The organism is Variovorax sp. 10N432 (assembly GCF_056394465.1).
Map to the genome: position 1 here is coordinate 1 of NZ_JBFTHX010000071.1, position 13,066 is coordinate 13,066.

General features: G+C 67.3%; 14 protein-coding genes. 1 reads left to right on the forward strand and 13 read right to left on the reverse strand.

Going from position 1 to position 13,066, the window contains the following annotated elements; genetic code table 11:
* Both AC1DF3_RS35430 and AC1DF3_RS35435 read right to left on the reverse strand, forming a co-directional pair.
* A partial coding sequence (locus tag AC1DF3_RS35430; protein ID WP_478142581.1) for an alpha/beta fold hydrolase occupies positions 1-130 on the reverse strand: 130 nt, incomplete at its 3' end.
* A gap of 218 nt (positions 131-348) precedes the next feature.
* Positions 349-1,317, reverse strand: coding sequence for a helix-turn-helix domain-containing protein (locus tag AC1DF3_RS35435; protein ID WP_286537421.1), 969 nt, complete (start codon positions 1,315-1,317; stop codon positions 349-351).
* A gap of 273 nt (positions 1,318-1,590) precedes the next feature.
* Between AC1DF3_RS35435 and AC1DF3_RS35440 the strand changes: the two genes are divergently transcribed.
* Complete coding sequence (locus AC1DF3_RS35440) at positions 1,591-2,295, forward strand: YoaK family protein (RefSeq protein ID WP_478142582.1); 705 nt, start codon at positions 1,591-1,593, stop codon at positions 2,293-2,295.
* Positions 2,296-2,308: 13 nt separating this feature from the next.
* Here the strand turns inward: AC1DF3_RS35440 and AC1DF3_RS35445 are convergent, their stop codons facing one another.
* From AC1DF3_RS35445 to AC1DF3_RS35495, 11 genes are all read right to left on the reverse strand, one after another.
* On the reverse strand, positions 2,309-2,923 hold the full coding sequence (locus tag AC1DF3_RS35445; protein ID WP_478142576.1) for an antibiotic biosynthesis monooxygenase: 615 nt from the start codon (positions 2,921-2,923) through the stop codon (positions 2,309-2,311).
* A 12-nt stretch (positions 2,924-2,935) separates the two neighbouring features.
* Positions 2,936-3,244 (reverse strand): GNAT family N-acetyltransferase, encoded by a 309-nt coding sequence (locus AC1DF3_RS35450; RefSeq protein WP_286537423.1) that lies wholly within the window; start codon positions 3,242-3,244, stop codon positions 2,936-2,938.
* Entirely contained in the window at positions 3,241-3,669 is a 429-nt protein-coding gene (locus AC1DF3_RS35455) for a hypothetical protein (RefSeq protein ID WP_286537425.1), read from the reverse strand. The genes AC1DF3_RS35450 and AC1DF3_RS35455 overlap by 4 nt, the downstream gene beginning before the upstream one ends.
* Positions 3,670-3,819: 150 nt before the next feature.
* Positions 3,820-5,283 carry a glucose-6-phosphate dehydrogenase gene (zwf, locus tag AC1DF3_RS35460; RefSeq protein ID WP_286537427.1) on the reverse strand — a complete coding sequence of 488 codons (1,464 nt, stop codon included), beginning with the start codon at positions 5,281-5,283 and terminating at the stop codon, positions 3,820-3,822.
* A gap of 54 nt (positions 5,284-5,337) precedes the next feature.
* Positions 5,338-5,967, reverse strand: coding sequence for a bifunctional 4-hydroxy-2-oxoglutarate aldolase/2-dehydro-3-deoxy-phosphogluconate aldolase (gene eda, locus AC1DF3_RS35465; RefSeq protein ID WP_478142577.1), 630 nt, complete (start codon positions 5,965-5,967; stop codon positions 5,338-5,340).
* On the reverse strand, positions 5,964-7,865 hold the full coding sequence (edd, locus tag AC1DF3_RS35470; protein WP_286537430.1) for a phosphogluconate dehydratase: 1,902 nt from the start codon (positions 7,863-7,865) through the stop codon (positions 5,964-5,966). Before edd ends, eda begins: the two co-directional genes overlap by 4 nt.
* A gap of 9 nt (positions 7,866-7,874) precedes the next feature.
* Positions 7,875-9,290 (reverse strand): pyruvate kinase, encoded by a 1,416-nt coding sequence (gene pyk, locus AC1DF3_RS35475; RefSeq protein ID WP_478142578.1) that lies wholly within the window; start codon positions 9,288-9,290, stop codon positions 7,875-7,877.
* An 11-nt stretch (positions 9,291-9,301) separates the two neighbouring features.
* Complete coding sequence (locus tag AC1DF3_RS35480) at positions 9,302-10,939, reverse strand: NADP-dependent glyceraldehyde-3-phosphate dehydrogenase (RefSeq protein WP_478142579.1); 1,638 nt, start codon at positions 10,937-10,939, stop codon at positions 9,302-9,304.
* 48 nt (positions 10,940-10,987) lie between these two features.
* Entirely contained in the window at positions 10,988-12,211 is a 1,224-nt protein-coding gene (locus AC1DF3_RS35485) for an ROK family transcriptional regulator (protein WP_478142580.1), read from the reverse strand.
* The gene (locus AC1DF3_RS35490) at positions 12,208-12,663 is read right to left on the reverse strand and encodes an RbsD/FucU family protein (protein WP_286537434.1); all 456 of its coding nucleotides are present in this window, start codon (positions 12,661-12,663) and stop codon (positions 12,208-12,210) included. Before AC1DF3_RS35490 ends, AC1DF3_RS35485 begins: the two co-directional genes overlap by 4 nt.
* A 10-nt stretch (positions 12,664-12,673) precedes the next feature.
* Positions 12,674-13,066 (reverse strand): ATP-binding cassette domain-containing protein (locus AC1DF3_RS35495; RefSeq protein WP_478139585.1); only part of this gene is annotated, 393 nt, incomplete at its 5' end.

The window sequence follows — 13,066 nt, forward strand, 5'->3', positions numbered from 1 at the left end:
ACAGCATCTGCGTGTCCCAGTCGTCGCTGGAAAGCGGCCAACCGTGATGAAACATGATCGGCTGGCCGTCCTTGGGGCCCCAATCCTTGTAGAAAATCTCGACGCCGTCCTTGGTCTTGATCGTGCTCATGGGCTGATGGTCTTTCTGAGAGTGCGCTGCTGCGCGGTGCTTGGTTGAGTCGGTTGCATGGGCTGCGATCGAGCTGTGCCGAACTGTGAAGGGAAGCGCAGCGCAGGTATTGCACGATTGCCGTGCGAATTGAACATTTATGCGCGGCGCCGATCGACGTGGCACGGCCGACCCGCCGCCATGCCGTGCCATGACCACCCGCTGGCGAGCGCCCCGGCTCAGCTGCCGACCCTCACTCCCCGGCGCCAACTGCCAGGTGGCGTGCCCATGCTACGGGCGAAGACGCGCGTGAAGTGACTCTGGTCGGCAAAGCCGCACGCTGCGGCGATGTCAGCGAGCGGGTACTCGAAGTCCATGAGGAGCGCGCGTGCACGCTCCAGCCGTTGGGCGATCAGCCACTGATGTGGGGTCTGGCCCGTGGTCTCTCGGAAGGCGTGGATGAAGTAGCTGCGCGAAAGGTTGCAGGCGCCCGCGATCTCGGTGATCGAAATGCTGCCGTCGAACTTGCTTCGCAGCATCTCCTTCGCCCGCGCCTCCTGCGAACGCGAAAGGAGCCGACTCCTCCTCGCGTCCGCCATGGGCGCGCCACCGTACTTCTCGAGGAGGTAGGTTCCCATCGCTACGCTCATCTGGTCGACGAACAGCATGCTGGCCTCGGCAGGCCGGTCGAGCGCCGGCGTCAGTGCCAAGGCGAGATTACCGAGCACCTCGTCCTTGACACCGGTGACGCATTCAAGCCCGCTGACACGGGCGCCGTCCCTGTCCTCGATCGCGCGCTCGATCGCGGCATGCGAGATCTCGAGCAGCACGAAGTCGAAGGAGGACTTCATGTCGGCGCGATAGCGATCGCAGAAGTCACGGATGTAGATGGCGCCTCTGTCGAACTCATGGAATGACGCATGGTGCTCATGAAGAATCCGCCTCCGGTGGCCGTCGCGCAGCGAAATTCCGACGAGCACGCCACGTCCGGTGGCCGGTGTTTCCACGTAGTCGAGCCGCGTGCCTTCGGTCGTCTTGCGGTAGACCCTGACGCCGCCGGCCGAGAGTTCCTGGTCCTTGCGGAGTTGCGTGGATGTGCAACCCAGCGTGTCCTTCGGACCGACCGAAAGATCGGGCCCCGACGATGAGGGTTTGGGTGCCTGGGGAGAGCGTCCTCTCGTCTCGAAAGAGCGGGTTTCAGCGTGCATGGCCTGACAGAGCAAGAGTGGAAGACAGAGGGCCGTATTGGCCGCCCGGCGCCGGGAGTCCAGGGATCAGCACAAAATGTACCAGTGACTTTCGCGTTCATGCCATCGCTCCGCGTCGGCGGAGCCTCGCTCGCCCGTCAGGCACGAGAAGCGGACCAGGGCCAGCGCCCCCATGTTCAAAGCGGCAGTCAATCCGACAAGACGGCGCCCGCGCCGAAGGCGCACCATGGCGCCTTGCGCACAAGAGCGCTCCCCCACCCACGAGGCCTTCCCATGAAACCGTCCCTTCCTTTGCTCATGAGCCTCAACGGGGGCTTCGTGGATACCGCCGGCTTCCTGGCGCTCCAAGGCCTGTTCACCGCCCATGTCACCGGAAACTTCGTGACCTTCGGCGCGGCGCTGGTGCACGGCACCTCGGGGGCATTGACCAAGCTCCTCGCATTGCCGGTGTTCTGCGCCGTCGTCATGCTGACGCGATGGCTAGGCTACGCCCTGCCCGGCTTCGGCCTGCCGGTGTTGCGAACGATGCTGGTCCTCAAGACGCTTCTGCTCGCCGCGGGCGCCGCCCTCGCCGTCCGTTTCGGTCCTTTCAGCGACGGCGACAGCGGGGTCGCGATGTTGACGGGGATGACGCTGGTGTCGGCGATGGCCATCCAGAACGCCGCACACCGCATTCATCTGGCGAGCGCTCCGCCGACCACGCTCATGACCGGCACGACCACGCAGGTCATGATCGACCTCGCCGATCTGCTTCGAGGCCTGCCACCGGAAGACGCCCTGACCGCACGCGCCCGCCTGCGGCGCATGTCGAGCAGCGTCGCGGTCTTCGCGGCAGGCTGTGCGGCTGCTGCGCTCAGCTTCACATTGATGAACATCTGGTGCTTCGTGATTCCGCCGGTGCTGGCCGCCTGCGCCGTCGTTCTTCAACACAGCACGCGCGAGGGCGAAGCCGCAGGACCGGTCGTCGTTGGCCGCTGAGGGTCAAGGCGCACTATTTGTAGAGCCATCGGGACATCAGCCGCGTGTACCGCGGCATGATGACGTACACCATCAAGGCAACGATTGCGGCCGATGCGATGAAGTGCTCGGTGAAATAGTTCGGTGTCGGAAGCACGCGGTCGAACAGGTTGCGCAACACGGCCGGCACCAGCATGGTCAACGGATAGATCACCGACAGGGTCAACAGGAATTGCTTGTAACGCTTGGCCGGCCTCTGGCCCGCCGTCGGCCTGAACCAGAACTCCAGGCCACTGCGCGTTTCCACGTTTTCGTCGGCGTCCAGAAATTCGGCAACCTCGTCGATCAGCTGCCGGCGCGCTTCGGACCCGAACCAGTCTTGCGCATGCGCCAGCGAATCGAAACGGATGGTGATGGTGTATTGCAGAGTGCCTGCTGGCGGATGGATGACATTGACGCCGCGATGCCCAGGGAATCGGGCCGCGATCGGCATCACCTTTCTCAGCCATTGCTCGTATCGCTCGATGGCCTCCGGCTTGACGGTCTGCTGGATCACTGCGGTGACGGTGTCCGGCCGCCGCGGCTCGCGACCGATGATCTCGTCCAGCGTCGCAGTCCGCAATTCGGGGTGACGATCCTCCGCGGCCATGGACGGCTCCCTTCAAACGCCGAGCAGGGCACGGCCCTCATCGGCCAGCAGGTCGTGGGTCTCGGGATGGCTCCGCATGTAGGCGGCAAAGACGGGGCACTGCGGAATGACCCGCAGACCGCGCTCGCGCGCGGAAGCCAAGCCAGCCAGCACCAGCTGCGTCGCGATGCCCTGGCCGCGAAGCGCATCGGGGACGATGGTATGGAGGAAAGTGATGACCTTGTCCGTCAACGCGTAGACGGCCACCGCAACTTCGCCCAGGGACTCGGCTTCGAAACGATGCCTGGAAGGATTGTCGCGGACGGAAATGGAAGATGTCATGGTTCCTCAGTGCAGATGTGATCGTCGACGAGACCGCTCGGGGTCCGGAGTGGCCGCCCGTAGGCGCGGCCGCCGTAACTCTCTGACGAGAGGCTCGCGATGTCTGTGGCGGCCGACGGCTGCAAGACCTGGCAGCGCACCTCGCCACGGGAGACGGTTGAATGAAAATACTTCAATGGGTTGAAGCTGAGCAGCCAGAATCGCGCAGCAGGATCCGAGCGTGACAGGGACCAGGCCTCTTCCACTTGGGCCCGGGTCGTCAGCGAGCGCCAGCTCGCAGCGGACTCGTCGATCGTCGGATCGTCAGCGTGCGCAGCCGGAATTCCGGCCGCAAGGATCAGCATCGATGCGAGGGTCCGCACAGCGCTTGCCCGCAGAACGCGAATCGGCTCGGATGCTCTCTGCGAAGCTTCATTGAAGCTCATGCGCGTCCTTCGAATCTGAAGAGAAGACGGTGTATCGTCGTTCGGACGCGGATGGAAGTCTTGTCGATTAGCGAGGCTGTTTGGACATTTGGCATCCCCATGGGTCACGGATGTCCCCTGACTCAGGGCGGGTCTCCGACTGAAGACGCACTACGACTCCTCCCGCCACGAAGCGCCGTCGCGTCCGACCAGCGCGCTGGAGGCGGCGGGTCCCCACGATCCAGCGCTGTAGGGCCGGGGTGCCTCGCCCGAGCTGCGCCAGGCGTTCAGGATCGGCTCGCACCAGCGCCAGGCGGCATCGAGTTCGTCGCGGCGCATGAACAGCGTCAGGTTGCCCCGGATCGCGTCCAGCAGCAGGCGCTCGTAGGCTTCCATCGGACGCTGCTTGAACTGCTCGGCGAAGTCCAGGTTCAGGCCGACCGGCCTGAGGTTCATGGTGTCGCCGGGCACCTTGGCCATCATGAACAGCTTGAGGCTCTCTTCCGGCTGCAACTGGATGACCAGGCGATTGCCCGCCGATTCAGCGCCGTTGGACGGAAAGATCGAATGCGGCACCGAGCGGAAGTTGACCACGATCTCGGCCGAGCGCTCGGCCATGCGCTTGCCGGTCCGCAGGTAGAAAGGCACGCCCGACCAGCGCCAGCTCTCGAGCTCAGCGCGGATCGCCACGTAGGTCTCGGTGGACGTGTCGGGCGGAATGCCGGCTTCCTCCAGGTAGCCCGGCACGGGCTGGCCGTTGACGGTGCCGGCGCGGTACTGCCCGCGCACGGTGCGCGCGCCGACGTCGGCCTGCGTGAAGGGCGTCAGCGCCCGCAGCACCTTGAGTTTCTCGTCGCGCACCGCATCCGGATGGATGGAGGTCGGCGGCTCCATCGCGACGATGCACAGCAGTTGCAGCAGGTGGTTCTGCACCATGTCGCGCAGCGCGCCGGTGCGGTCGTAGAACTCGCCTCGGGTCTCGACCCCGACCTGCTCGGCGATCGTGATCTGCACGTTGCGAACCCAGGTCCGGTTCCACAGTGGCTCCAGCAGCGCATTGGCGAAGCGCAGCGCGAGCAGGTTCTGGACCGGCTCCTTGCCCAGGTAGTGATCGATGCGAAAGATCTGCGGCTCGGCGAACACGCTGCCCACATCCTCGTTGATCTTCTGCGCCGAGGCCAGGTCCCGCCCGAGGGGCTTCTCCAGCACGACGCGGGAGTTCGCATTGACCAACCCGGCCGCCGCCAGGTTCTTGCAGATCGGTGCGAAGAAGTCCGGCGCGGTAGACAGGAAGAAGACCCGGACCTCGGCCGGCGATTCCTTCATCAACTCCGCCAGCGCATTGAAATCCTCGGGCGTGTTCGCCTCGACCTTGGCGTAGTCGAGGCGTTCGGTGAAGGTTGCAAAGGTCGCTTCGTCCATGTCCGCGGCGGGCACGAAGCTGGCAAAGCTCGCCCTCACCTTCGCGATGAAGTCCGAGCGCCCGAGCTGTTCCCGCGCCAGGCCCAGGATCCGGCCATGCGGCGGCAGGTCGCCATCGCGATGGCGGAAGTACAGGGCCGGCAGCAGCTTGCGCATGGCAAGGTCGCCGGTGCCGCCGAACAGCAGCAGGTCGAATGAATTGACTTGAGGCATGGAAGAGTCCTGAGGTTGCGTCGCAAGGAGGCGCGCGAAGTCGTCGGTCGGGGTTCAGGCGGTCTGGCCGAGACGCGCGGCGTCCTGTGCCAGCGCGGTGATCCGGCCCCAGTCGCGAGCGGCGACCACGTCGCCCGGCGTCAGCCAGGAGCCACCGACGCAGACGACGTTGGGCAGGGCCAGGAAATCCGGCGCCGTGGCCGCACCGATACCGCCGGTCGGGCAAAAGCTCAGCTCGGGAAAGGGGCCGCCCAGGGCCTTGAGCATGCCCACGCCGCCAGCCTGCTGCGCCGGGAAGAGCTTGAGTTCGGTGAAGCCCGCCGCGCGCGCGGCGATCACGTCCGATGGCGTCATCACGCCGGGCAGCAAGGGCAGCGAACTGTCCCTGGACGCCGCAACCAGCTCCGGCGTCAGGCCGGGACTGACGCCGAACAAGGCGCCGGCCTTGACCGACGCGTCGAAGTCCTCCGGCCGCGTGATCGTGCCGACGCCGATGATCGCGCCTTCGACCTCGTTGGCGATGGCTTCGATCGCCTTTAGCGCCACCGGCGTGCGCAAGGTCAGCTCGAGGACCCGGACGCCGCCGGTCACCAGCGCGCGTGCCAAGGGCACCGCATCCTCCAGCCGATCGATGACGATGACCGGGATCACCGGCCCGCTGCGCATGATGCTCAGGATGTTCATTCCGCGGCTCCTTGTGCAAATGCAAAGTGGTCGTGAACGGGCGCGACGTGCGCCGCGGCGGCCGACGTGCCGGGCTCGGCCGCGTGGAAGGTGATGGCGCCCTCCTCGGCACCCAGGGCGTTGGCGCGGAACACCGCGAACAGCTCGCGGCCCATGCCGTGGCGGGACTCGGCGAGATCGGCGACCGCCGGCTGGCGCGACTGCCACTCGGCAGCGGCGACGCGGACCTGGAGCACGCCGCGCTCGCCGTCCAGCACGATCGGGTCGCCGTCGCGCACCCGCGCGAGCGGCCCGCCCGCCAGGCACTCGGGCGTGACATGGATCGCCGCCGGCACCTTGCCCGAAGCGCCGGACATGCGCCCGTCGGTGACCAGCGCGACATGGAAGCCCTGGTCCTGCAGCACGCCCAGGATGGGCGTGAGCTTGTGCAGTTCGGGCATGCCATTGGCGCGCGGCCCCTGAAAGCGCACCACGGCGACGAAGTCGCGCTGAAGCTCGCCGCGATCGAAGGCGGCGATCACCGCCTCCTGGGTGTCGAACACGATCGCCGGCGCCTGCACCACGCGATGCTCGAGCTTGACTGCCGAGGTCTTGATGACGGCGCGGCCGAGGTTGCCGGTGAGCAGCTTCAGCCCGCCGTCGAGGCTGAAGGGTGCCGATGCCGGCGCCAGGATGGCGGCATCGGCGCTGGCGCGCGGCGTCTCGCGCCAGGCCAGCCGGCCGGCGGCGTCCAGGACCGGCTGCTGGCGGTAGCGGGCAAGGCCGGGCCCGGCCACCGTCAAGGTGTCGCCGTGCAGCAGTCCGGCATCCAGCAGTTCGCCGATCACGTAGCCCATGCCGCCGGCGGCGTGGAACTGGTTGACGTCGGCCTTGCCGTTCGGATAGACGCGGGCAAGCAGCGGCACCGCCTCGGACAGGTCGCGGAAGTCGTCCCAGTTGATGAGGATGCCGGCGGCGCGCGCGATCGCCACCAGATGGATCGTGTGATTGGTCGAGCCGCCCGTGGCCAGCAGGCCGACGATGGCGTTGGCGATCGCGCGCTCGTCGACCACCCGGCCGACCGGCGTGTACTCGGCGCCCTCGGCCGTGATCTCGACCGCCCGTTGCGCCGCCGCCGCGGTCAGCGCGTCGCGCAGCGGCGTGCCCGGATTGACGAAAGCCGCGCCCGGCAGGTGCAGGCCCATCACTTCCATCAGCATCTGGTTGCTGTTGGCCGTGCCGTAGAAGGTGCAAGTGCCGGCGGCGTGGTAGGACTTCTCTTCGGATTCGAGCAAGGCGTCGCGGCCGACCTCCCCCTTGGCGTAGCGCTGCCGCACGCGCGCCTTCTCGTCGTTCGAGAGACCCGAAGGCATCGGCCCGCCGGGCACGAAGAGGGTCGGCAGATGGCCGAATTGCAGCGCGCCGATCAAGAGGCCGGGGACGATCTTGTCGCAGATGCCCAGGCACAGCGCGGCATCGAACATGTTGTGCGAGAGCGCCACCGCGGTGGCCATCGCGATCACGTCACGGCTGAAGAGCGACAGCTCCATGCCGGGCTCGCCCTGCGTGACGCCGTCGCACATCGCCGGCACGCCGCCGGCGAATTGCGCGGTGGCTCCCACCGCGCGCACCGCCTGCTTGATGAGGGCCGGGAAACGCTCGAAGGGCTGGTGCGCCGACAGCATGTCGTTGTAGGACGAGACGATCGCGATGTTGGGTTGGCGCAGCTCGCGCAGCATGATCTTGTCGCCGGCCGGCGCCGCTGCGAAGCCGTGGGCCAGGTTCGTGCAGCCGAGGGCCTGTCGGACCGGGCCCTTGGCGCGGGCATTTTCGAGCCGGGCAAGGTAAGCCGCGCGCGGATTCGCGCTGCGGTCGCGGATGCGGTCGGTGACCGCAGCAAGCACTGGATGAAGAGGCATGTCGGTTTCCTAGGTTCGGGTGATGTGCAGCAGATTGGTGGTGCCGGCCTTGCCGAAGGGCATGCCGGCCGCGATGACGACGAAATCGCCCGGCTTCGCATAGCCCTCCTTGCGCGCCACGGCGCAGGCGGTCTCCACCATCCCCGCTACATCGCTGACGTCGTGCGCCACATGCACCGAGTGCACGCCCCAGACCAGCGCCAGCCGCCGCGCGACCGGCATTTCGGGCGTGATGCTGAGCACCGGCACCACGGGGCGCTCGCGCGCCGCGCGCAGGCTGGTAGAGCCGGAGCGGGTGTAGGTGACCATCGCCGCCACCGGCACCAGGCTCGCCGTCTGCCGCAAGGACGCGCAGATCGCATCGGCGACGGTCGACGCGGGTGCGCTATGCGATGCATCGATCACCGTGCGGTAGTGCGGATCACGCTCGACCTCGGCAATGATGCGGTCCATCATCGCGACCGCCTCTCGCGGATACTGGCCCGAGGCCGATTCGGCCGACAGCATCACCGCGTCCGCGCCGTCGTAGATCGCGGTCGCGACATCGGAGGCCTCGGCGCGCGTGGGCACCGGTGCGCTGATCATCGACTCGAGCATCTGCGTGGCGACGATCACCGGCTTGCCAGCATCACGGCAGGACCGGACGATGCGCTTCTGGATGCGCGGCACCTGCTCGGCCGGCATCTCCACGCCGAGGTCGCCGCGCGCGACCATCACCGCATCGGACAGCGCGACGATGGCGTCGAGCCGCTCGATCGCCGCGGGCTTCTCCAGCTTGGCGAGCACCCCCGCGCGCCCCCGCACGATCTCGCGCAGCTCCTGCATGTCCTCGGGCCGCTGCACGAAAGACAGCGCGACCCAATCGACCCCGAGCTGCAGGCCGAAGTCGAGGTCGCTGCAGTCCTTGTCGGTCAAGGCCGAGATCGGCAACAGGACTTCGGGCACATTGACGCCCTTGCGTTCCGACAGGGTGCCGCCCGCGACAACCCGGGTGTCGGCGAAGTCGGCGCCGCAGGCCTCGACGCGCAGGCGGATCTTGCCGTCGTCGAGCAGCAGATCGGTGCCGGGCTTGAGTGCTGCGAAGATTTCGGGATGCGGCAAGGGCGCGCGCGTGGCATCGCCCGGCGTGCGGTCGAGATCGAGCCGGAAGGCGCCGCCGGCGGCGAGCTTCACCGGGCCGGCGGCGAAAGTGCCGACGCGCAGCTTGGGCCCCTGCAAGTCGAGCAGGATGGCGATGGGCCGCCCCGTGTCCTGCTCGATGCGCCGGACGATGTCGTAGCGCGCGCGGTGCTGCTCATGGCTGCCGTGGCTGAAGTTGAAGCGGAACACGTCCGCACCGGCCTCGAAGAGCGCCCGGATGGTCTCCGCGTCGGAGCTGGCCGGCCCGAGGGTGGCGACGATCTTGGCGTGGCGGTGGCGATGCATGGTTCGCTCCCTCAAAGAATGAAGCCGGTGTTGATGAAGCTGGACTTGTGGTCCTCGACGATGGCGTTGAGCAGCCGCTTGCTCGGCTCGGTCTGCTTCGCGGCCACCATCGAGCGGATCGAGAAGGCCCGCAGCGCATCGGCCACCGACAGCGTGCCCTCGGCCGAATCCTTGCGGCCGGCGAAGGGAAAGACGTCTGGGCCGCGTTGGCACTGGCAGTTGATGTTGACGCGGCAGACCTGGTTGACCAGCGGGTCGACCAGCGCACCGATCTGGCCGGCATCCGAGCCGAAGATGCTGACCTGCTGGCCATGGTCCGAGGTGATGACGTAGTCGAGCGCGGTCTCGATGTCGTCGAAGGGCATCACCGGCACCAGCGGGCCGAACTGCTCCTCGCGGTAGAGCTTCATGCCTTCGCTCACCGGATACACCACGGCGGGTTGGAACAGCGTCTGGCAGAACTCGCCGCCGCCTTCGTTGACGATCCGCGCGCCCTTCGCCTTTGCGTCTTCCAGTGCCTCGGTCATGTAGGCCGTGCGATGCAGGCCCGGCAGCGGCGTGATGCTGACTCCCGCCTCCCACGGCATTCCGATCTTCAGCTTGGCGAGCTCCTCGGTAAAGCGCTGCAGGAAGCGGTCGGCGATCGAACGGTGGACGATCAGCATCTTGAGCGCCGTGCAGCGCTGGCCGTTGAACGACAGCGCGCCGAGCAGGCACTCCTTGACCGTGAGTTCGATATCGGCGTCGGGCAGGATGATCGCGGCGTTCTTGGCGTCGAGCCCGAGGATCGCCCGCAGGCGGTGCGACTTCGGATGCTGCTTCTTCAGGTGATCGGCCACCTTGCTCGAGCCGATGAGCGCCAGCACGTTGACCTTGCCGGAGGCCAGCAGGCGCGGCACCACGACCGCGCCGGGCGCGTAGATGGTGTTGATCACGCCCGCGGGGAAGGCCGAGCGGAACGCCTCGAGCAGCGGCTGGAACAGCAGCGTGCCGTATTGCGGCGGCTTGAACACCACGGTATTTCCCATCAGCAGCGCCGGGATCAGGGTCGCGAAGGTCTCGTTCAACGGGTAGTTGTACGGGCCCATGCACAGCGCCACGCCCAGCGGCGTGCGCCGAATCTGTCCGATGGTTCCCTCGGCGACGACGAAGCGCGAGCTGGCGTTGTCCAGGTCCTTCAGCGCCTCGATGGTGGCCTGGATGTACTCGACGGTGCGATCGAACTCCTTGCGCGAATCGGCCAGGCTCTTGCCGATCTCCCACATGATCAGTTTCACGATCAATTCGCGCTGCTGCGCCATGCCACGGACGAACTCCTGCATGCAGGCGATGCGGTCGGCCACCCCCATGGTCGGCCATTCGCCGCGGCCGTTCGCATAGGCGGCCACCGCGGCGTCGAGCGCGGCATCGCTCTCGGCCTCGCCCATCACCGGGTAGCTGCCGATCTCGACCTGGCGCACTTCGCCGGTGCTGGCGTCGCGCGTGCACACCGGCGACAGCACGGTCTTGCTCGGGCCGTTCCATTCGATCAGTCGACCGGCGACCAGGGCGTGGCGCTGGTGCACCTGTTCGGCCAGCCGATGTTCTGCCGGGATGTCTTCGAGCACGGGGAAGTGCTGCGCAAGCTGCGCATTGCGGTCGGTGGTCATGGAATCTCCGAAGGGAAGTGGATTTCAGGTCGACTCAGCGAGGCTGCATCAACGGTCGAGTTTGAGGAACAGGTTGCGATCGGGGGCGAAGTTGGCGTAGAGCGGCAGCAGTGCGCCGCCGATCGCGCCCGCATCGGCGCCCATCGTCCCGGCCAGGACCTCGGGGCGGGAGACGCCCTCCCAGTTGCAGCGATCGAGTGCGACGCCGAGCTCCGCCTGCAAGGCCGCGAGCATCTCCCTGCTGAACGATCCGTCGATGACCACCCCCTCGAGGTCTAGCAGCGCGGCAGCGCCATTGATCGCCATCGCGAGCGCCGGGGTCGCCTGCTGCAGCCACGCCTGCGTCACGGACAGCCAGGGCGAAGCAACCGCGCGCGCGTCCGCCAACGCGCCGGCATCGAGTCCGGCCTGCGCGTACATCGACTCCAATGTGAACAGCGACGCCACGTTGAGCAACTGGCGCGGCGGGCCGCCGCTGGCGTCGCCCGGGCCGAGCGGCATCGACCCGACAGCACCCGCGTTGCCGGAACCTCCGCTGCGCAGGCGACTGTCGATGACCAGCCCGCCGCCGACGAATGTGTCGACGTAGATGTAGAGAAAGCTGCGGATGCTGCGTCCGCGCCCGGACACCAGTTCGGCCACGCAGGCCGCCGCCGTGTCCTTGACCAATTCGACGGGCAGCTTGGTCATTGCCGTCACCTGCGCGCGGATGTCGATCGCGTTCCACTTGCCGGCCTGCTCCGGCGCCACGCCGAGCAGCGATTGCCAGCCGCCGAGCGACAAGGGGGCGGCGACGCCGACGCCGTGCAGCAGTTGCGCGCGCTTGGGCCCGAGCGTCTTTCGCAGCGCCTGGACGCGGGTTCGGATCTCATCGAACAAGCTGTCGGGATCGGGGAACTGATAGTCGAGCACGAGGCGTTCGCGGACCTGCGCGGCGAAGTCGACCAGCAGCACATCGAGGCTGCGTCGTCCGATCTTGATGCCGATCGAATAGGCGCCGTCGGGGTTCAGCGCCATCGGTACCGAGGGCTGGCCGATCTTCCCACGCAAGGGTGCGTGCTTGAGCACCAGCCCGTCGGCCTCGAGTCTCGCGATGATCAGCTGCACCGTCTGAGCGGTCAGGTTGGTCAGCCGTGCGATCTCGGCCTTCGGCAGCGCGCCGTGCAAGCGGATGGCTTGCAGCACCACGCGCTCGTTGAACTGGCGCGTGCCCAGGTTGTTGGAGCCCCGCGGCCGCAGCTTGGCAGCGGATTCTGCGTCTGCCGTGCTCATGGCAGCAGGTCGTGAGCGATCACGCCTTTCTTGAACAGGAAGTTGGCGAACGGTTGCATTTCCCCGGTTTGCACGATGGCGTAGGCGCGCGAGACGCGCTCGTAGAAGGCAAATCGTTCGATGGCCTCGCATTGCGCGCCGCCCGCATCGCCGCTGGCCTGCATCCGGGCGATCACGTCGCGCTGCAACGCGCTGCGATAGTCCTCGGGCTTGCCGCTGACCTGCATGTACGCGACCGGCTGCGCGACCGCCGCGTCCAGCGGCAGTACCGAAAGCACCGCCGCGCAGGCCTCGCGCATGCCCACGCCGGGCAGTCGCACGATCGGCTTGCCGCGGCCCAGCGACTCGGCCGTGAAGTTGGCGTCGGCCAGCACGATCTCGTCGCCGTGGCCCATCTCGGCAAGCACCTTGAGAAGATCGGGGCTGAGGAGAGGATCTATGTTCTTCAGCATGGGCGATCCTTCACGCCAGGCATTCGGCGGGCAACTGCTCGGGCGGCAAGGCCCCGGTCATGACCGCGACCGTGTCGCTCATGCTGATCTTCTTCGGGTTCAGCACCGCGCCGCGCTTGCCCAGGCGGGCCACGTGGATGCGGTCGGCGATCTCGAACACGTGCGGCATGTTGTGGCTGATCAGCACCACCGGCAGGCCCTTGTCGCGCACCCGCCGGATCAGCTCGAGCACCATGTTGCCTTCCTTGACCCCGAGCGCCGCGGTCGGCTCGTCGAGGATCACGACGTGGCTCGCGAAGGCCGCCGCCCGCGCCACCGCCACGCACTGGCGCTGGCCGCCCGACAGCGTCTCGACCGCCTGCGTCATCGAGCGGATGCCCACCTTGAGGTCGTTCATGCGCGC

Excerpts from the sequence above, each read along its gene's own strand:
- AC1DF3_RS35435 (WP_286537421.1), bottom strand. The coding sequence starts at position 1,317 with ATGCACGCTGAAACCCGCTCTTTCGAGACGAGAGGACGCTCTCCCCAG.
- AC1DF3_RS35440 (WP_478142582.1), top strand. The coding sequence starts at position 1,591 with ATGAAACCGTCCCTTCCTTTGCTCATGAGCCTCAACGGGGGCTTCGTG.
- AC1DF3_RS35445 (WP_478142576.1), bottom strand. The coding sequence starts at position 2,923 with ATGGCCGCGGAGGATCGTCACCCCGAATTGCGGACTGCGACGCTGGAC.
- AC1DF3_RS35450 (WP_286537423.1), bottom strand. The coding sequence starts at position 3,244 with ATGACATCTTCCATTTCCGTCCGCGACAATCCTTCCAGGCATCGTTTC.
- AC1DF3_RS35455 (WP_286537425.1), bottom strand. The coding sequence starts at position 3,669 with ATGAGCTTCAATGAAGCTTCGCAGAGAGCATCCGAGCCGATTCGCGTT.
- zwf (WP_286537427.1), bottom strand. The coding sequence starts at position 5,283 with ATGCCTCAAGTCAATTCATTCGACCTGCTGCTGTTCGGCGGCACCGGC.
- eda (WP_478142577.1), bottom strand. The coding sequence starts at position 5,967 with ATGAACATCCTGAGCATCATGCGCAGCGGGCCGGTGATCCCGGTCATC.
- edd (WP_286537430.1), bottom strand. The coding sequence starts at position 7,865 with ATGCCTCTTCATCCAGTGCTTGCTGCGGTCACCGACCGCATCCGCGAC.
- pyk (WP_478142578.1), bottom strand. The coding sequence starts at position 9,290 with ATGCATCGCCACCGCCACGCCAAGATCGTCGCCACCCTCGGGCCGGCC.
- AC1DF3_RS35480 (WP_478142579.1), bottom strand. The coding sequence starts at position 10,939 with ATGACCACCGACCGCAATGCGCAGCTTGCGCAGCACTTCCCCGTGCTC.
- AC1DF3_RS35485 (WP_478142580.1), bottom strand. The coding sequence starts at position 12,211 with ATGAGCACGGCAGACGCAGAATCCGCTGCCAAGCTGCGGCCGCGGGGC.
- AC1DF3_RS35490 (WP_286537434.1), bottom strand. The coding sequence starts at position 12,663 with ATGCTGAAGAACATAGATCCTCTCCTCAGCCCCGATCTTCTCAAGGTG.